We start from the raw sequence: 17,067 nt of genomic DNA on the forward strand, positions 1-17,067 counted from the left end.
TTGGCGGGCATCGCGCCCCTGCCCTCGCCCGAAGGCAGCCTGATAACGCCCGGTATCATCTATGAAAATACCAAATCGGGAGGACGTTGGTGCAAACCAAGAAGATCATCAATGACGGCAATCGCGCCGTCGACGAGATGCTGGAAGGCATCCTGGCTGCGCATCCCCGCCATCTCAAAGCCGTTGACGGATGCCCGCGCTCGATCATCGCCCGCGATGGACCGCGCCAAGGCAAGGTAGGCCTCGTCATTGGTGGCGGCTCGGGCCACGAGCCGAGTTTTCTCGGCTTCGTCGGCAAGGGACTGGCCGACGCGGCGGCGATCGGCAATGTCTTCGCCTCTCCGCCGCCCGACCCGATCCTCGAATGCGCCAAGGCGGCGAGCGGCGGCGCCGGTGTGCTGTTCATGTACGGCAACTATGCCGGCGACGTCATGAATTTCGACATGGCGGCCGAGATGGCCGCGATGGACGACATCGAGGTGCGTACGGTGCTGAGCACCGACGACGTCGCTTCCGCGCCCGTTGGCGACAGGCACAAGCGGCGCGGTGTCGCAGGGAACTTCTTCATCTTCAAGGCGACAGGCGCCGCCTGCGACCGCATGTTGTCTTTCGATGAATGCGAACGCATTGCCGGGAAAGCCAACGACCACACCTTTACCATGGGCGTCGCATTGGCGCCCTGTTCGTTGCCGCAAACCCGCCGGCCGAATTTCGAGATCGGACCCGACGAGATGGAGATCGGCATGGGCATCCATGGCGAACCCGGCATCGCACGCGGAAAACTCAAAACAGCCGACGAGATCACCGACGAAATGCTGGACAGGATTCTCTCCGAGATGGCGCCGGCACGCGGCGAGAAAGTCGCCGTGCTGGTCAATTCGCTGGGTTCGACACCGCTGATGGAACTCTACATCATGAACCGGCGGGTGAAGCAGAGGCTTGACGATATCGGTGTATCCATTCACGCAAGCTGGGTCGGCAATTACTGCACCTCGCTCGAAATGGCCGGCGCTTCGATCACGCTGCACCACCTCGACGACGAGTTGCAGACGATGCTCGACCACCCTTGCGACTGCGCCATGTTTCGCGCCGGGTAAACTGGGGACGGCAAGGAGCAAGAGATGACGACAATCGACACCACGCGGCTTGCCGCGATGTTCGCGGCAATCGCCGACGCCATGTCGGCCGACCGGGACCGGTTGTGCGCGCTTGACGGGGTGATCGGCGATGCCGACCACGGCATTGCGATGGAGCTTGGATTTGCCGCGGCACGCGATGCCGTCGCGGCATTGGATACCGGCGCCACCGATCCGACCATCTTGCTGAACACCGCGGCGAAGTCGTTCCTGAACGCAGTCGGCGCATCCTCGGGTCCGCTCTATGCCACCGCGTTCATGCGCGGCGCGGCCGCCGTCAAGGGCAAGGCGACGCTCGACGACGCCGACGCGGTCGCTATGTTCCAAGCGATGGCCAGAGGCATTCAGGATCGCGGCAAGGCCGAGCCTGGCGAAAAGACGATGATCGATGCGTGGGCGCCGGCCGCAACGGCTGCGGGCGAGGCACTGGCCGCCGGCAAGGGGCTGGCCGGAAGCCTTGCGGCCGCAGCCGAGGCGGCCAAGGCCGGCGCGGAGGCGACCAAGACGATGATCGCCACCAAGGGCCGGGCCTCCCGCCTCGGTGAACGCTCGCTTGGCCATATGGATCCAGGCGCGGCGTCCGCCGTAACTGTGATCGAGGCGATGCGGATCGCCTTGACCGGCTAGGTCGGGAGCGGATCCTCAGCGCTTCGCGTCGAGCTTGTCGACAGCCTGCACATTGGCGGCAGAAGGTCCGTTCGGATCGAATTCGGAAGCCAGCCAGGCGTCAGCGATCGATTTCGCCAGTTCGGGGCCGATGACGCGCGCACCCATCGTGATGATCTGGGCGTTGTTGGATTTCGCAGCGCGCTCCGCCGAATAGGTGTCGTGGGTCAACGCGGCGCGGATTCCGGGCACCTTGTTGGCCGAGATGCTGACGCCGATGCCGGTGCCGCAAAACAGGATGGCGCGGTCGTAATTGCCGTCGACAATTTCGTGGCCGACCGCCGCGGCAATATCGGCGTAGAATCCGGCCTGGCTGAGATCGACGACCTGCAGTTCTGGCTTGGTGGCGAGATGCTTGGCGATGACATCGAGCAGCGGCTTGCCGGCGCTGTCGGCTCCGAGTGCGATCTTCATGGCAATTAACTCCTTCGTTTTCGTGGTCAGCGCGCGATGGCGGCCGACGCCTTTTTGAGAATGTCGATATAGCCTTCCGCTTGCCATGCCGAGCGGCCGATGAACAGCCCATCGATATGCGGCTGGCCGATCAGTTCGGCCGCGTTGCCGGGATTGACGCTGCCGCCGTAGAGCACAAGCGGGGCGGTCGGCAACCGGGTTGCTGCGACCTGCTTGATCAGCGCCTGCTGCTTGTCGGCATAGTCGGCGCTGGCCGGAATGCCTTTCTCGCCGATCGCCCACACCGGTTCATAGGCAAAGAGTATCTCTGCCGACAACTCATTGTTTGCGAGACCCTGCAGCGCGCCCAAAACCTGCGCGGTCAGAATTGTGTCGGCGCGGCCGCCCTCGCGCTCGGCCAGCGTCTCGCCGACACAAATCAAGGGTACGAAGCCGTGCTTGACTGCCGCTGCGGTTTTCAGTCCCACGGTCTTGTCCGTTTCGCCAAAATGCTCACGACGCTCGCTATGGCCGAGTTCGATCAGGTCGAGCCCGCAATCCCTCAGCATCACCGGCGAAATCTCGCCCGTCCAGGCACCGGCATCGGCCCAATGCATGTTCTGGGCGCCAACCTTGACGCGGGTGTTGGCGAGCGCCGCCTTGACCTGCCGCCCCGCGGTGAAGGGCGGAATGACGAAAGGCTGTATCGCCGGATCGAAGCCCGGCACGAACGCCGCCAATGCCTCGGCGAACTGCAGCGCCTCCGCCAGCGTCTTGTTCATCTTCCAGCTCGTGCCGACCCAATACGGGGCCATTCTTCTCTCCTTCGATCCGAAATTCGGATGATGCGTGTTTCCGGGTCTACGCGCCGGCCTTCGGGCCGACGCTTTCCCTCAAGCGCGAGGCGTGAGACTTTCGCGGCCGCTGTCGATGTAAGGCGCCCAGAAATCCACCGACTCGCGGATCATTGCAATAACCTGATGATCGACCGGCTCCCTCTCCCGGAAGGAAAGTTCGAGGCAAATCTCATTGTCGGTTCCGCCACCCGCCCGCACTGCATCGAGCAGCTTCTGCGGGATGATGCGGCCATCCTTGTTGTATGCGGCCGTGAACGGCCAGTGCCCGCCCTTGTTCATCGACGACTGCTTGATGTGGATGATCGGCGATCGCAACGGGAACGCTTTCGCCCAGGCATAGGGATCGGTGTCGTCAGGATTGGGCGAGGTCACGTCGCCATGGTCGATGTCGACCATCATCTGCATCGGGATCGGCAGCTTGGCCGTATCGATGGCGCCCTGCAATTCGACGCAGCTTTCGATCGTGTGGCCGAACTCCCGCCCCACCGACATCGGTTCCCAGAACAAATAGGTCAGGCCCGCCGCCTTGGCGTGCTCGGCCACTTCGCGCCAGCATTCGAGCGCGATGTCGAGAAGCGCCGCGCGCCGCTGCGGATCGTCAAAATCCTTGTAGGTGAATATGGCGAACTGCGTGCCCATGCCCGACGCGCCAAGCTCGGCGGAAATGTCGGCAAAGGTCTTGAACCAGTCGACATAATAGCGGCGCACATCCGCGTCCGGATGGCCGAAATGGTTGAGCCGGCCATAGGGACCGGTCATGCCGGAGGTGATCCGCACGCCAGTCCGCGCCAGCGCGCTGTTGAACAGGCGAACGAACTTGACGATCGTTGCCGCCGGCCAACCCGGATTGACGAATTCATGCGTCAGCTGCACGTCGCGGATGCCGATGCCATAGGCAATGGCGTCGATCAGATCGTCGGGATCGGCGAAGCGATTGACCAGCGGGTTGGTGTTCAGCGAAAGCGTGAAGGCCATCAGTTCACCGCCGCCATTGTCTTTGTGCACCAGTCTTGGAATGTTTTCCGCTCGGCCGCATTGATATGCAGCCCGTGTTTGGTCCGGCGTTCGAGAACGTCGGCGGCGGTCATCGCCCATTCGGTCTCGAACAGGAAGACAGCTTCGAGCTCATAGAAATCCGGGCCGAAACGACGTCCGAGATCGGCTTCGCCTTTTACGCCTTTCAGCAAGGCGCGCGTGCGCGTGCCGTAGCTGCGGGCATAGTGCTTCACCAGCGACGGGCTAAGCCACGAAAACTCGGCGTGCAGATCGCCCAGGAACTGCTCGAAATCCGCGTTGGGCAGGTCGCCTCCCGGCAGGGGAATTTTGGCTGTCCAGGCCTTCTTCATGGTCGGAAAGAAGGGCTGGATCTTTTCCAGCGCATGTTCGGACAGTTTGCGGAAGGTGGTGATCTTGCCGCCGAACACAGAAAGCAGCGGCGCGCCACCGTTCGGGGCGTCGAGTTCGAAGATGTAGTCGCGCGTCACCGCGCTCGGGTTGTCGGCATTGTCGTCATAGAGCGGACGCACGCCCGAGAAACTGTAAACCACGTCTTTCGCGGTCAGCTGTCGCTTGAAATAGCGATTGACCACCTTGATCAGATAATCGATTTCGCTGGCCTCGGCCGCCACTTCTTCGGGCCGGCCCTCGTAGGGAATGTCCGTCGTGCCGATCAGCGCCAGATCGTTCTCATACGGGTTGACGAAGATCACCCGCTTGTCGTTGTTCTGGATCAGATAGGCCTGCCGCCCCTCCCAGAATTTCGGCACGACGATATGGCTGCCCTTCACCAGGCGAACGTTGCGGGTGGAATTCTGCCCGGCGACGCGGCTGACGATGTCATTCACCCACGGCCCAGCCGCATTGACCAGCCCGCGTGCGCGGACCTTCGTCACCGCACCGGTGCGGCCATCCTGCATGTCGATGGACCACATGCCGCCTTCGCGCCGGGCAGCAATACAGGCGGTGCGGGTGAAGACTTTTGCGCCGCGCTGACTGGCGTCGAGCGCATTGAGCAGCACCAGCCTGGCGTCATCGACCCAGCAGTCGGAATATTCGAAGCCGCGCTTGAATTCGTCCTTGATCGGCTCCCCTTCCGGCGCGGTCCTCAGGTTCAGCGTCCTCGTTCCCGGCAACCGCTTGCGGCCGCCAAGATGGTCGTAGAGAAACAGCCCGAGCCGAACCAGCCATGCCGGCCTGTCTTCGGGGCTGTGCGGCAGCACGAAGCGCATCGGCCAGATGATGTGCGGCGCCGCCTCAAGCAGCACCTCGCGTTCGATCAGCGCTTCGCGCACCAGCCGGAACTCGTAATATTCGAGATAGCGCAGACCGCCATGCACCAGCTTGCCGGAGCGCGAGCTGGTGCCTTGTGCAAGATCGTCCTTCTCGCACAGGATGACCGACAGCCCGCGACCGGCAGCATCACGCGCTATGCCGGCGCCGTTGACGCCGCCGCCGATCACGAAGAGATCGACAATATCTGACGTATCACTCAAGACTTTGCTCCTGTGCGGTGCGCCATGCCCTTCCACACCGGCCGCAGCGCCTGGCGCGCCGCGACGAAGGATGGAAACAGCGCATCGTAGGTTTGGGAAAGCGCCTCGTCATAGGCGTCGCATTCGCCCAGAAGCGGCGTCACCCATTCGGCGCAGCAATCATCCATGGAGCGATAGACGCCGAGCCCGACCGCGGCCATCATCGCCGCACCCGCGGCGCCGGCTTCCTGGCGGCTGCTGGTCCTGACTTGCGCGCGGGTCGCCGCAGCGATGATACGGCGCAGCGACGGGCTGCGCGCGGCGCCGCCAGACAGGCGGATTTCGCCGGGCACGCTGCCCATTGCCTGGTAGCAATCGCGGGCCGCGAAGGCCAATCCTTCGAGAACTGCGCGCGCCAGATCGCCAAAACCGTGCTTGACGGAAAGCCCGATGAAGCCCGCGCGCGCGTCTGGATCGACGAACGGTCCGCGTTCGCCGGCAAGCGAGATGTAGGGCTGATAGACCAGCGACCCCGGTTCCGATCCTTCGACCCAGACATCGAGCGCTTTCAGCAATTCGTCGCGCGAAGGCTTGGCGCCGCTGGCGGTCAGCACGTCGCGCGCCAGGCCGAGCAGCCAGTCGATGTTGAGCGTCGCCGCCATGTTGGATTGCAGTTGCGCATAGGCGCCGGGAACCGGCATGGCGATCGTGTAGCCGGACGCGTTGTCGTTGAGGATGACATCGTCGGCTGTGCGCGCCAGGCGCGTGTGGATGCCGGTCGAGCCGATGACCGTGCAGCCAACATTGCCGCTTGGATCGTAGAGGCCGGCGCCGAGCGCGGTGCTGACCATGTCGACATAGCCCAGCACCACCGGCGTGCCCGCAAGCAGGCCGGTCTCGCCTGCTGCCGACGCAGAAAGCGGATGATGGTCGGTCGTGCCTTCGAGCATGGGGGGCAGCAGGCGGCGGTGCGACGTCAGATCGAGAATGTCGAGCACCTCGTCGGAATAGCTGCGCGCGCGGAAATCGCCGAAGGTGAATGTTCCCTCCGAAGGATCGGTGGCGCGCTCGCCGGTCATCTTGAAATAGAGCCAGTCCTTGCAGTGAAAGGCAGTGGCGGCGCGCTCCAGGATTTCCGGGCTGTTTTTCTTCAGCCAGCTGAGCTGAGCGCCCTGCTGGCAGGCGTTGAGCCCGGTGCCGGTGATCTCGAACCGCGTGCGATCCCGGGGATCGCCGCGCATCTCGTCCACCAGATGTCCGGCGCGCGCATCGAGCCAGAGCCACGCGCGCCCGACCGGCATGCCGTCGCCATCGATCAGCCAGGTGCCGTCGCCCTGCCCGGTGACCGCGACGGCCGCGGTTCGCCGCGCGAGGTCTGGAATTTTCGTCGCCAGATCGAGAACGGTCAGCACCATGTCGCGCCAGGTCTGATTAAGGTCCTGTTCGGCGCCGCCGCCTTCCAGCGTGACGAAGCTGTTGGTCACCGATGCCATGTCGAGCTGCCGCCCCGATAGATCGAAAGCGACCGATTTGATCACGGACGTTCCCGCGTCGATCCCGATCAGCAGGTCTTTCATGCCGCAAGTTCCGGATGGTTATGAAGGCAAGTCACAAGGAGCAGTCTTTGTTGTCTCGAAGCCATGGAAGAGCCAGGGAGTGTCCGCAAAGGACACCCCCTGAGCAGGTTTTTATTCCGACAGCACGAAGGGTGCGGTGTACTTGTCCACATTGTCCTTGGTGATGAGCAGGCAATCGAACAGCTGCTTCTCGCTGGTGGCGCCAGTAGCGCCCGACTTGATGAACGAGTCGGCCTGCTGCACAGCCTTGGCCGAGAAGATGGCCACCGGCTGAAGCACGGTGTACTGCAGTTCGCCGGACTTGATGGCCGCAACCGCATCCGGGGAACCGTCAAAGCCGCCGACCTTGATGCCGGCGAGCTTGCCAGCTTCCTTCAGCGCCGCAACCGCGCCAAGCGCCATTTCATCGTTGCCGCTGATCACGGCGATGATGTCGGGATTGGCCTGCAGCATGCTCTGCATCTTGTCATGGCCCTGGGTACGATCCCAGTTGGCGACCTGCGAAGCGGCCTTTTCGAGATCCGGATACTGGCTGAGCACAGTCGCGTAGCCGTTCGAGCGCGTGGCGGCGTTGTTGTCCGACGGGGCGCCGAGCAGTTCGACATACTTGCCCTTTTCACCGACCGCCTGCACCCACTGCTGGGCACCGAGAGCCGCACCCTGGGCGTTGTTGGAGACGAGCTGTCCCTTGGCAAGACCTTCCTGGTTGATCTCGGCATTGACGAGGAAAACCGGGATGTTGGCGGCAATCGCCTTCTTCACCGCGCCGACCGAACCATCGGCATTGGCCGGGTCGAGGATGATCGCCACCGACTTGTTGGTGATGGCGGTGTCGATCAGATTGCTTTCGGTATTGGTGTCGCCCTTGTGGGCGGCGACGTTGGCTGTATAGCCAAGCTTTTCGGCTTCGGCCTTGGCAACGTTGCCTTCGGTCAGCCAGTAGGGGTTGGCCGGATCGTTGACGATGATCGAGATCAGGCCCGCGGCCGATGCGGCTGCGCTAAACCCGACCACCATCGCGGCGGCAAGCAAACTTCTAAGCACGATTTTCATGTACATTCCTCCAATGATTTTACGCGGTCCTGCTGCCAGTCAGCTGGCAGTCTTCCCTTGGGCAGGATTGGCCGGTTCGGCCTTCCCCCGTTTCTGAGAAGTCGGTTGGCCGCCCGTCGAAGCTGGAAGCTTGCTACGGCGGCGATACTGAACGGCATTGAGGAGCACGGCGAGCACGATGACGGCGCCGGTGAACACTGTCTGCCAGTAGGATGAGATGCCGATGATCACCAGACCGTCGGACAGGAAGCCGATGACGAAGGCTCCGAGCAGGGTGCCGCGAATGTTGCCGCGCCCGCCGGTGAGTGCGGCGCCGCCGATGACGACGGCGGCGATGGCCGTCAGTTCGTAAGTGGTGCCAGCGGTCGGTCCGGCCGAGGTCAACTGCGAGGACAGGATCAGGCCGGCAATGGCGGCACAGATGCCTGAAAGCACATAGACCGAAATCTGCACAGTCTTGACCGGAACGCCGGACAGTTCGGCGGCGCGCTCATTGCCGCCCGAGGCGTAGAGCCAGCGCCCGAACGCGGTGCGGTTCAACACGATGCTGCCGATCAGCGCGATGACCGCCAGCACCACCACGCCGGTCGGCACGCCGAACAGACGGTTGAAGCCAAGCGCGTCGAAACCGGTGTTGCCCAACTCCGGCTTGCCGCCGAGATTGTTGTAGGTCAGGCCGCTGGTCATCAGCAGTGCCAGGCCGCGCGCCATGTACATGACGCCGAGCGTGGCGACAAAGGCCGGAACCTTGAACCGCGCGATCAGCACGCCGTTGATCAGCCCGACAGCGGCGCCCAGCATGCAGGCCAGCAGCGCGACCACCCAGACCGGCGGATAGAGAACGACGCCGAGCCAGGTCAGCGTCACGCCTTGCATCAGAAAACCGGCGACGACGCCGGCAAGCCCGAGCGTCGACCCCACCGACAGGTCGATGCCGCCATTGAGGATGACGAGCAGCATGCCGATGGCGAGAATCCCGAAGATGGCGACATGCGAAGCCATGGTCAGGAAATTCGCCACCGAGAGGTAGTAGGGCGACAGGATCGAGAAGACGACAATGATGACGATCAGGGCAAAGAAGGCCCGGCCTTCGAGCAGCAGCTTGGCCACGTCGAAGCCCTCTCCGCCCGCATTGGGGCTGGACTGTTTGCTGGCCTGGCTGACATCGCTCATGGGTCGGGGCTCCGGAAATTCTGTGGTCAGGCGACCACGGCTTCGCCGGAGGCGGCCATGATCTGCTCTTTGGTGGCGTTGGCGCCGAATTCGGCTGAAATCTTGCCGCGCCGCATGACGACGATGCGGTGGGCGATGCTGAGGCACTCATTGACCTCCGAGGTCGAGAAGACGACCGCCAGGCCTTGCGCGGCACGCTCGCTGAGCAAGCGAAAGACTTCGGCCTTCGCGCCGACGTCGATGCCGCGGCTCGGCTCGTCGAGAAGGATGACCTTGGGATTCGTCGTCAGCATCTTGCCTATGACGACCTTCTGCTGGTTGCCGCCCGACAGCGATCCGATCATGGCGTTGCCGCCCGCGGTCTTGATGGTCACCTTGCGGATCGAATCGTCGATCAGTGCGCGCTCCCTCTGCCGGGAGAGGAAGAGCCCCTTGGCGAATGCCTCGATGCTGGCAAGCGACAGGTTGCGGCCGACGGTCATGGTCTGAACCAGGCCATCGCGCTGGCGATCCTCGGGGACCAGAACCAGACCTCGGGCGATGCGCTGGGCAATGGTCAGTCCCGAAACGTCCTCACCCTCCAGCAGCGCCCGCCCGCCCGCCATGGGCACACGGCCGGCGACGGCCTCCAGCAATTCCGTGCGGCCCGCGCCCATCAGCCCATAGATGCAGACGATCTCGCCCGCTTTGACATCCAGCGACAGATGATCGACGACGTAGCCTGAACCCGAAGCGTCGGTGACGCTGACATCCTCGATCGACAGCGCCACCGCGCCGAACTCGTGGCCGGTCGGCGGCGAGCCGAGATCGAAATTCTCGCCCACCATGTTGCGGACGATCCATTCGAGGTCGATGTCCTTGGCCTCGGCCGTTGCCGTGATCGCCCCGTCACGCAGCACGACGGCGTAGTCGGTGATCTGCAGCGCCTCTTCGAGGTGATGCGAGATGTAGACGATGGAGACACCGCGGCTGGTCAGATCGCGGATCACCTTGAACAGCACCTCCACCTCGGTCGCACTGAGTGCGGAGGTCGGCTCGTCCATGATCAGGATGCGGGAATCGACCGACAGCGCGCGTGCGATCTCGACGATCTGTTGCTGCCCCAGGCGCAGGTCCTCGACCAGGGTCATCGGATCGATGTCTTCTTCGAGGTCGGCCATCAGCGCCCGCGCCTGGCGCGCCTCCTCGGCGAAGTCGAGGCCGGTTCTGGTGCGCAGTTCGCGGCCCATGAAGATGTTGTCGCGAACGCTCAGATTCGGCGCCAGGCTGAGCTCCTGGTGGATGATCGAAATGCCGCGATCGCGCGCGTCCGAAGACGAGGCAAAGCTGACGAGATTGCCGTCGAGCACGATGTCGCCGGATGTCGGCGTCACCACGCCGGACAGGATCTTCATCAGCGTCGATTTGCCGGCGCCATTCTCTCCGAACAGGGTGGTGACCTTGCCGCGATGGATGTCGAAGTTGACGCCCTTGAGCGCGTGGACGCCGCCATACGACATGACGACATTGCGCGCCGAAAGCACGGCATCGCCAGTCGCGGGTTCTGTGCCGGCAGTCATTGTCATTTGACGTCCAGCCTCACCGGTGTGACCAGCCAGCTCTTCGGATTGACCAGCTTGAAGACGCCGACCACCGCTATTGTCTTGCCGGTCAAGGCACTGGTATCGACTTTCGCCAGCACCTCCTTCTTCATCTCGTTGTTCAGCGCCGAGCCGGCGTCCTGATACTCGATCTGGTTGGTGAACTGACCAAAGGTGATCTTGCCGGTGGCGTCGCGAAGCTCGGTTCCGTTGATCGCCGGCCCAGTCTGTACGCGGACGGTCAACGTGTCCGGCAAACGGTCGACGGCGACCTTGTAGATGCCCGATTTTCCCTCGCCGACGACGCCGGTGAACTTGACCGAGATGACCGGTCCGACTCCCGCCGGCACGCCATATTCCTTTTCGGCCGTCGCCCTGTCCTTGGCGATTGCCGTCGCCACCGTCGCGGCGTCGGCGGCACGCGCTTCGACATCGGCTTGCACCTTGGGGAATTCAGATTTGCCGTAGTCGGCGGCCGAAAACACGGCGTTGCGAACATCGCCGGCAGAGCCGATCTTGATCACCTTGGTGTCGAGCGCCATGGCGCCGAGCAGAACCAGAGCCGCGGCGCTGGCAAGGACCCGGCGCAGGTTGGGCGAAGCTTGCCGGGCGGTGGCAGCCTTCGCGCTCATGATGCAACCACCAGCGATTTTCCGTTGTCACGCATTCGAAGTTCCTCCGTTCACGCGGCGCTTCGCGGCCCCGGCTGCATCGTCGAGCTCGACCAGCGCGCGGGCCGTGCATTCGTCGGTGATCAGGCCGCTGAGATAACGGCTTTCGAGTACTGCCTTGATGGCGCGCACCTTCACCTTGCCGCCGGCGACGGCAACGATCCTGCGGCCCTTCAACTGATCGCGCGGAAGCGCCAGTATTCTTTCCGACAGGGCCGTTTCGACCGGACGCCCCTTGTCGTCGAAGAAATGCGCCAGCAATTCACCGACGCCGCCGTCCCGCTTGACCTCATCGATTTCGGAAGGCTCGATCATGCCGGTGGCGACCAGCGACGCCTCCCGCTCGGCCGTGCCTATTCCGACGAACATCAGGTCGGACCGGCTGGCGAGAGCGAACACATCGCTGATGCCGCGTTGGCCAAGCAGCACTTCACGGTCCTCGGCGGTATTGGCGACAAAAGGCACCGGCATGACAAAGGCCTGCGCGCCTGTCCGCTCTGCCAGGCGATGCATGACGTCGTGCGGGTTGGCGGCGAATTTGCGCGTCACGCCGCCAAGCAGCGAGACGAAACGGATGTGAGCAGCAGTTGCGCGCGTCAGATATTCGACGCTGGCGGCAAGCGTGCGGCCATGGCCGACGCCGATCAGCATGTCTTCGCCGCGATCGATTTCGCGCTTCAGGAACTGGGCGCCTGCAATGCCCAGCCCCTTCAGCGGCAGTTCGTCCTGATCGAGATCGGGAACCACCTCGCAATAGTGGAGCCCATAGGCGGCGATCAGGCGCTGTTCCAGGTCGACGCATTCGGCGACGTCGCCGTCGATGAAGACCCTGACCAGACCTTCCTGGTTGGCCTTGGTGATCAGCCTATGCGCCTTGAGGCTGGTCAGGCCAAGCCGCTTGGCCACCTGGGCCTGGGTCAGACCACCGGCATAGTGCAGCCAGGCCGCGCGCGTGGCGAGGCTGGACTCATGGTCGCGGTTTGCGCTTCCGCCGGAATTCAAGCCATCCCCTCCCCAGGTGATAATATTATCTTTGTGTGCAAAAATTTTCATACCTTTGCATCGCTGTCAATCCCTCCGCAGATGGTTGCCTCAGCCGATGTTCGGCAGCCAACGCGGGCCTATTAGAAGCTAAGCATATAATCCGACCATACGGCAGTGTTAATTTAACGTCAATTTGTGTTACCTCATCCAGGTGACGGCATGAACCCGTAGGGCGCCGGCAAAATCCCAATCCGGGTGCAAAATGGGAAGGTTGATGCACACGGCGCAACAAGGGCAAATCGATCGGATTGCCTCAGGAAAAGCTAAGGTGTCGGCGATGGAGCGATCAGTCCAGCCGCATCAGGTTCCTGCCCTCGAGTTCGACAACAGCGGCTTCGACCTCCCGCGCGAGGCGCTCGGTGCTCCACCCCAACGCCCGCCCGGCGATCGCGGCAATCTCCTGCAGGTCGCGGCTCGTCAACGAGCCGCCTATCGCCAACGTGCTGCGGCGCATAACGACATCGGCCAGATGTTCGACGAATTCGTTGCGCACGATGTAGTCGATTTCCGCCTTGCCGTAGCCGTCCGAGTCCGGCAGACGACCCTCATCATCCGACCCATGCCTGGCGATCTCAACGGCTCTGGTCCCGTAGCGCGACAGCAATTGATCAAGGCGCCCTTCCCCGGCGCCTGTTGCCTGCTGTGCCTCGGCCAGCCAGTCCGCGCGGGCCGGGGCGTTGGCCGGGAAATCCCTCCCGCCGCCGATCGGCATGGCTCGCGTCGTCACCTTGCGGCTGCGCTGCAAGCGCTTGAGTACGGTATCAGTGACTTCCTCGGCAAAGCCGCGGAACGTCGTCCATTTGCCGCCGACCAGCGAAATGACTGCAAAGGGCCTGTTGCCGTCCGGCTCGGCAACGGGCGCCGAATGATCGCGGCTGATCAGTCCGGGCGTCGCTGCTTCAGACGTCGGCAGCGGCCGGATGCCGCTATAGGCGTAGACGATCTGGTCGCGCTCGAACGCCATGCCCGGCAGCAGCGTTCGCACGCTGTCGAGCAGATAGTCGACTTCTTCGGGTTCGCAGCGGACCGCGTCCGGATTGTCGGCCTTGATGTCGGTCGAGCCGACCAGCGCCAGGCCGAGATAGTCGTAGACCAGGCAGATGCGCCCGTCATCGGCCTCGAAATAGAGCATGCGCCCGGCGAGGCTTTTGACCAGTTCGTCATGCCTTAACAGGATATGCGAGCCCTTGGTGCCGCCGATCATCTTCGATGGAGCACCAAGCAGCGCGTTGACGTCGTCGATCCACGGACCGGCGGCGTTCACCACCAGCTTCGGCCGCACCGAAAAGGCCGCGCCGTTTTCCGGCTGGAAGGTGAGCGCGCCGTTGGCTGAAGCCGCCAGTGTCGTGTAGTTGGCACCGGCAGACGCCGCGTGAGCCTGCAAGCCGTCGAGGATCAGTTCCAGCACCAGCCTTTCCGGGTGACTTATCTTGGCGTCGTAGTAGGTGCCGGTGGCGACGATCGCCGGATTGAGCGCCGGCATCTCAACAAGCGCCTGCCGCCGCCCGACCATGCGGTGGCGCGGCATGACCTGGTTTCGTGAACCGTAGAAATCGTAGATCATCAAGCCGATCTTGATCAGCATGGCGCCGCGGCTGCGCGGCGCGCTGGTCGAGCCGAACAGCGTTCGCAACGCCGCGAGCATGCCCTTGCTCCACGAGAAGATCGGGATGACGGTCGGCAGCGGGCTGACATAGTGCGGCGCGTTTTGAAGAAGCAGATTGCGTTCGAGCGTCGACTGCGCCACCAGCCCGAACTCGCCGGTCTCGAGATATTTCAAGCCGCCGTGGATGAGCCTCGACGGCGCGGCACTGGTGCCCGAGCCGAAATCCGCCTTTTCGACGATCAGGCAGCTGACACCTTGCGCGCACAGATCGCGAAACAGCCCAGCCCCGTTGATGCCGGCGCCAAGAATGACGACGTCGACTTCGCCGGTCCCGGCCATCGCGGCGAGACGCCCGGCGGGATTGTCCGCCGCTGCTCCATCTGTTGGGTTCATGGCGCCTTCGTCTTGACGATGCGCAGTTTCACCCCGGCTCGCTCGAGGCTCTGCGCCTGCGCATCGCCGAGGCCCTCGGTCACCAGCACGGCGTCGAAACTGGTCAAATCGTCGAAGACATGCAGCGCGATCCGGTCGAACTTTGCGTGGTCGACCAAAAGGACGCGCTTCACGGAGGCGGTCATCATCGCCTGCTTGACCCGCACGACATTCGGATCCTGGATGAAAGCAGTGGTTCCGGTGACGGCCGAAGCCGAACAGATCAGCACATTGGCGCGCAACTGCGCCACGGCGTTCTCGCAGACAATGCCGATATAGGCATTGTAAGTGGGATGATACTGGCCGCCGAGGCAGATGAAATCTATATCGTCCACATTGATCAATTGGCCCGCCGTCGAGACGCTGTTGGAAATGACGGTCAGCGGCTTGACGTCGAGCAGCAGCGTCGCGACCGCGTTTGCCGTCGATGAATCGTCCAGCATCACCACCTGGCCGGCCTCGATATAATCCAGTGCCGCCCGCGCCAGTGCATCCTTCTCGGCTCGATTGACGGTCACCCGGTAGCGGAAAGCGCTCTCGTAGAGGCCGGAAGGCTGGACCGTCACCGCACCGTGCAGCTTGCGCAGCACGCCCTGCTGCGCCAGCCGGTCGATATGCCGGTGGATGGTCATGCGCGACACGCCGAAATGCTCGACCAGATCATCGATGCGCACCTGGCCGAGCTTGATCACATAATCGGCGATCTCTTCGCGTCGTTCGTCGGCCTTGATCATGCGTTTACCCCCGCCAGCCTTTCGATATCAGGCCAATGCGACTTCAGCTGCTCGGCTATGCGGCAGTAGAGCGAAAACCGCTCATTGAACACAGCACTGGAGGCGGGCACGGGTTGATACGTCCGCTCCGTCATCCCGACCTGCCTTGCCCCCTCTTGCGGTGTCTTGAACAAGCCGACCGCGGCACCCGCGCAAAGCGCGGCACCCAAAGCCGCGGTCTCATCCGTCGAGGTGACGGTGACCGGGGCGTTCAGCACGTCGGCAAACATCTGGACGAAAGCAGGATTACGCGAGCCGCCCCCGGTCAGGCGGATCTCGCTGACCGCAAAGCCGTCGCGCAAGGCCTCGACATGGGTGCGGTGATTGAAGGCGATGCCTTCCAGAACCGCCTTCAGCATGTCGCCGCGATTGTGCCAGCCATGCAGGCCGACAAAGCTGCCGCTGGCCAAATCGCCATAGGGAGAGCCGAACAGATAGGGATGAAACAGGATGGTCGAAGGCTTCTTCAACGCCGCGTCGATCTCTCCCGCCAGCAATTCGTGGAGGGAGCCGCCATCCGTCCTGTCTTGCTCCAAGCGACAGAAGGTGTCGAGAAACCAGTCGTAGTTCGCGGTCGAGGCCGGCGAGATCGACATGTTGTTCCAACGGCCCGCATCGATGGCGTTGCGGCAGAACCAACGTCGGTCGACGCGCGGTTGCGAAGAGACGACTTCGTTGATGGAATAGGTGCCGGCGACGATGGCGAGCACGCCCTCCTCATGGCCGCCCATGCCAAGCGCCGAGGCGGCCACGTCGTGCAGGCCGCAGGCGACCGGTGTCCCCTTGCGAAGGCCGGTCCTTTCGGCGGCATCGGCGGTCACTTGACCGGCGATTTCAGCGGAATGCGCCACCGGCGGCAGCGCGTCGAACAGATCCTCCAACCCGAAGATGCGCAGCGCTTCAGGCGCATAGGCTTGCGTGCGAAAATCCGTGAATGAGGTGCTTGCCTCCGTGCGGTCGGTGCCGATCGTGCCGCTCAGGCAAAAGCGCAGCCAGTCCTTGCAGGCCAGCACATGGCCGATGCGGCCATAGCGATCAGGATCGTTCTGCTTGAGCCATGCCAGCAGCGCCGACGGCGCCGAAACATGCGGCGTCTGGCCTGTCGTCGCCAGCGCATCTGTGAAAACGGTACCGGCGGACCACCTGTCGACAATGTCGCCGGCGCGGCTGTCGAGCGACAGGGTGCCTGGTCCCAAAGGCTGACGATCATGATCGAGCAGATAGAGACCATCGCCATGCGCGGTCGCCGCCACCGCCTTGATGTCTTCCGCCGGCCTGCCGGAGAGCGCGATCGCCTCCTTGATGGCGTCGGCGGTTGCTTGCCACAGGCCTGACATGTCGCGCTCCACCCAGCGCGCGTGGGGCATCGATTGCGGCACCCGGCGACGGGCCACGGACAATTGCGTGCCGTCGGCATCGAAGATGACCGCCTTGGTGACCGTGAGGCCGTTGTCGATTCCGAGCAGGCTGGGCATGATCACCGCCTCTTTCAGCAATTGGCGATTGCTACAGGGCGATCCTGCAGTCTGATGCAAGGGCGAAACACATGGCGACAACCCCGATAGAGCAAGGCGGATAAATGGCAAAAGTACCTTGCCCCAACAAAACACCCATATCTTTATGTGAATTTAACGT

At 63.3% G+C, this 17,067-nt stretch carries 15 protein-coding genes; 2 read left to right on the forward strand and 13 right to left on the reverse strand.

Going from position 1 to position 17,067, the window contains the following annotated elements; genetic code table 11:
• Positions 1-89 precede the first annotated feature (89 nt).
• Positions 90-1,097 carry a dihydroxyacetone kinase subunit DhaK gene (locus tag NKJ18_RS05820; protein ID WP_352757949.1) on the forward strand — a complete coding sequence of 336 codons (1,008 nt, stop codon included), beginning with the start codon at positions 90-92 and terminating at the stop codon, positions 1,095-1,097.
• Positions 1,098-1,121: 24 nt separating this feature from the next.
• Positions 1,122-1,763 (forward strand): dihydroxyacetone kinase subunit DhaL, encoded by a 642-nt coding sequence (gene dhaL, locus NKJ18_RS05825; protein WP_352652039.1) that lies wholly within the window; start codon positions 1,122-1,124, stop codon positions 1,761-1,763.
• 15 nt (positions 1,764-1,778) lie between these two features.
• Here the strand turns inward: dhaL and derI are convergent, their stop codons facing one another.
• The 13 genes from derI to NKJ18_RS05890 all read right to left on the reverse strand — a co-directional run bounded on the left by derI (position 1,779) and on the right by NKJ18_RS05890 (position 16,907).
• Positions 1,779-2,216, reverse strand: a complete 438-nt coding sequence (gene derI / locus NKJ18_RS05830) for a D-erythrulose-4-phosphate isomerase (RefSeq protein ID WP_023672592.1) — start codon at positions 2,214-2,216, stop codon at positions 1,779-1,781.
• A 26-nt stretch (positions 2,217-2,242) separates the two neighbouring features.
• Positions 2,243-3,010 (reverse strand): triose-phosphate isomerase, encoded by a 768-nt coding sequence (locus NKJ18_RS05835; protein ID WP_352757950.1) that lies wholly within the window; start codon positions 3,008-3,010, stop codon positions 2,243-2,245.
• A gap of 78 nt (positions 3,011-3,088) precedes the next feature.
• Positions 3,089-4,027 carry a sugar phosphate isomerase/epimerase family protein gene (locus tag NKJ18_RS05840; RefSeq protein ID WP_023744770.1) on the reverse strand — a complete coding sequence of 313 codons (939 nt, stop codon included), beginning with the start codon at positions 4,025-4,027 and terminating at the stop codon, positions 3,089-3,091.
• The gene (locus NKJ18_RS05845) at positions 4,027-5,544 is read right to left on the reverse strand and encodes a glycerol-3-phosphate dehydrogenase (protein WP_023714403.1); all 1,518 of its coding nucleotides are present in this window, start codon (positions 5,542-5,544) and stop codon (positions 4,027-4,029) included. The genes NKJ18_RS05840 and NKJ18_RS05845 overlap by 1 nt, the downstream gene beginning before the upstream one ends.
• Positions 5,541-7,100, reverse strand: a complete 1,560-nt coding sequence (locus tag NKJ18_RS05850; RefSeq protein ID WP_023753377.1) for an FGGY-family carbohydrate kinase — start codon at positions 7,098-7,100, stop codon at positions 5,541-5,543. Before NKJ18_RS05850 ends, NKJ18_RS05845 begins: the two co-directional genes overlap by 4 nt.
• 111 nt (positions 7,101-7,211) lie before the next feature.
• On the reverse strand, positions 7,212-8,153 hold the full coding sequence (locus tag NKJ18_RS05855) for a D-ribose ABC transporter substrate-binding protein (protein WP_081725422.1): 942 nt from the start codon (positions 8,151-8,153) through the stop codon (positions 7,212-7,214).
• Positions 8,154-8,192: 39 nt separating this feature from the next.
• Positions 8,193-9,326: an ABC transporter permease gene (locus tag NKJ18_RS05860; protein ID WP_352757951.1), complete on the reverse strand. Its 1,134-nt coding sequence runs from the start codon at positions 9,324-9,326 to the stop codon at positions 8,193-8,195.
• A gap of 26 nt (positions 9,327-9,352) precedes the next feature.
• Entirely contained in the window at positions 9,353-10,891 is a 1,539-nt protein-coding gene (locus NKJ18_RS05865; RefSeq protein WP_023833798.1) for a sugar ABC transporter ATP-binding protein, read from the reverse strand.
• On the reverse strand, positions 10,888-11,538 hold the full coding sequence (locus NKJ18_RS05870) for a DUF2291 family protein (protein WP_502898732.1): 651 nt from the start codon (positions 11,536-11,538) through the stop codon (positions 10,888-10,890). The genes NKJ18_RS05865 and NKJ18_RS05870 overlap by 4 nt, the downstream gene beginning before the upstream one ends.
• Positions 11,539-11,565: 27 nt before the next feature.
• Complete coding sequence (locus tag NKJ18_RS05875; protein WP_245270874.1) at positions 11,566-12,630, reverse strand: sugar-binding transcriptional regulator; 1,065 nt, start codon at positions 12,628-12,630, stop codon at positions 11,566-11,568.
• 277 nt (positions 12,631-12,907) lie between these two features.
• Entirely contained in the window at positions 12,908-14,620 is a 1,713-nt protein-coding gene (locus NKJ18_RS05880; protein WP_502898731.1) for a glycerol-3-phosphate dehydrogenase/oxidase, read from the reverse strand.
• Positions 14,617-15,393, reverse strand: coding sequence for a DeoR/GlpR family DNA-binding transcription regulator (locus NKJ18_RS05885; RefSeq protein ID WP_031249056.1), 777 nt, complete (start codon positions 15,391-15,393; stop codon positions 14,617-14,619). Before NKJ18_RS05885 ends, NKJ18_RS05880 begins: the two co-directional genes overlap by 4 nt.
• Positions 15,390-16,907 (reverse strand): FGGY-family carbohydrate kinase, encoded by a 1,518-nt coding sequence (locus tag NKJ18_RS05890; RefSeq protein ID WP_352757952.1) that lies wholly within the window; start codon positions 16,905-16,907, stop codon positions 15,390-15,392. Before NKJ18_RS05890 ends, NKJ18_RS05885 begins: the two co-directional genes overlap by 4 nt.
• Positions 16,908-17,067: the final 160 nt, after the last annotated feature.

Origin of the sequence: Mesorhizobium sp. M0217 (assembly GCF_040321955.1) — a bacterium.
Classification (GTDB): Bacteria; Pseudomonadota; Alphaproteobacteria; order Rhizobiales; family Rhizobiaceae; genus Mesorhizobium.

Excerpts from the sequence above, each read along its gene's own strand:
- dhaL (WP_352652039.1), top strand. The coding sequence starts at position 1,122 with ATGACGACAATCGACACCACGCGGCTTGCCGCGATGTTCGCGGCAATC.
- NKJ18_RS05850 (WP_023753377.1), bottom strand. The coding sequence starts at position 7,100 with ATGAAAGACCTGCTGATCGGGATCGACGCGGGAACGTCCGTGATCAAA.
- NKJ18_RS05890 (WP_352757952.1), bottom strand. The coding sequence starts at position 16,907 with ATGCCCAGCCTGCTCGGAATCGACAACGGCCTCACGGTCACCAAGGCG.
- NKJ18_RS05870 (WP_502898732.1), bottom strand. The coding sequence starts at position 11,538 with ATGAGCGCGAAGGCTGCCACCGCCCGGCAAGCTTCGCCCAACCTGCGC.
- NKJ18_RS05865 (WP_023833798.1), bottom strand. The coding sequence starts at position 10,891 with ATGACAATGACTGCCGGCACAGAACCCGCGACTGGCGATGCCGTGCTT.
- NKJ18_RS05860 (WP_352757951.1), bottom strand. The coding sequence starts at position 9,326 with ATGAGCGATGTCAGCCAGGCCAGCAAACAGTCCAGCCCCAATGCGGGC.
- NKJ18_RS05885 (WP_031249056.1), bottom strand. The coding sequence starts at position 15,393 with ATGATCAAGGCCGACGAACGACGCGAAGAGATCGCCGATTATGTGATC.
- derI (WP_023672592.1), bottom strand. The coding sequence starts at position 2,216 with ATGAAGATCGCACTCGGAGCCGACAGCGCCGGCAAGCCGCTGCTCGAT.
- NKJ18_RS05875 (WP_245270874.1), bottom strand. The coding sequence starts at position 12,630 with ATGAAAATTTTTGCACACAAAGATAATATTATCACCTGGGGAGGGGAT.
- NKJ18_RS05880 (WP_502898731.1), bottom strand. The coding sequence starts at position 14,620 with ATGAACCCAACAGATGGAGCAGCGGCGGACAATCCCGCCGGGCGTCTC.
- NKJ18_RS05840 (WP_023744770.1), bottom strand. The coding sequence starts at position 4,027 with ATGGCCTTCACGCTTTCGCTGAACACCAACCCGCTGGTCAATCGCTTC.
- NKJ18_RS05855 (WP_081725422.1), bottom strand. The coding sequence starts at position 8,153 with ATGAAAATCGTGCTTAGAAGTTTGCTTGCCGCCGCGATGGTGGTCGGG.
- NKJ18_RS05835 (WP_352757950.1), bottom strand. The coding sequence starts at position 3,010 with ATGGCCCCGTATTGGGTCGGCACGAGCTGGAAGATGAACAAGACGCTG.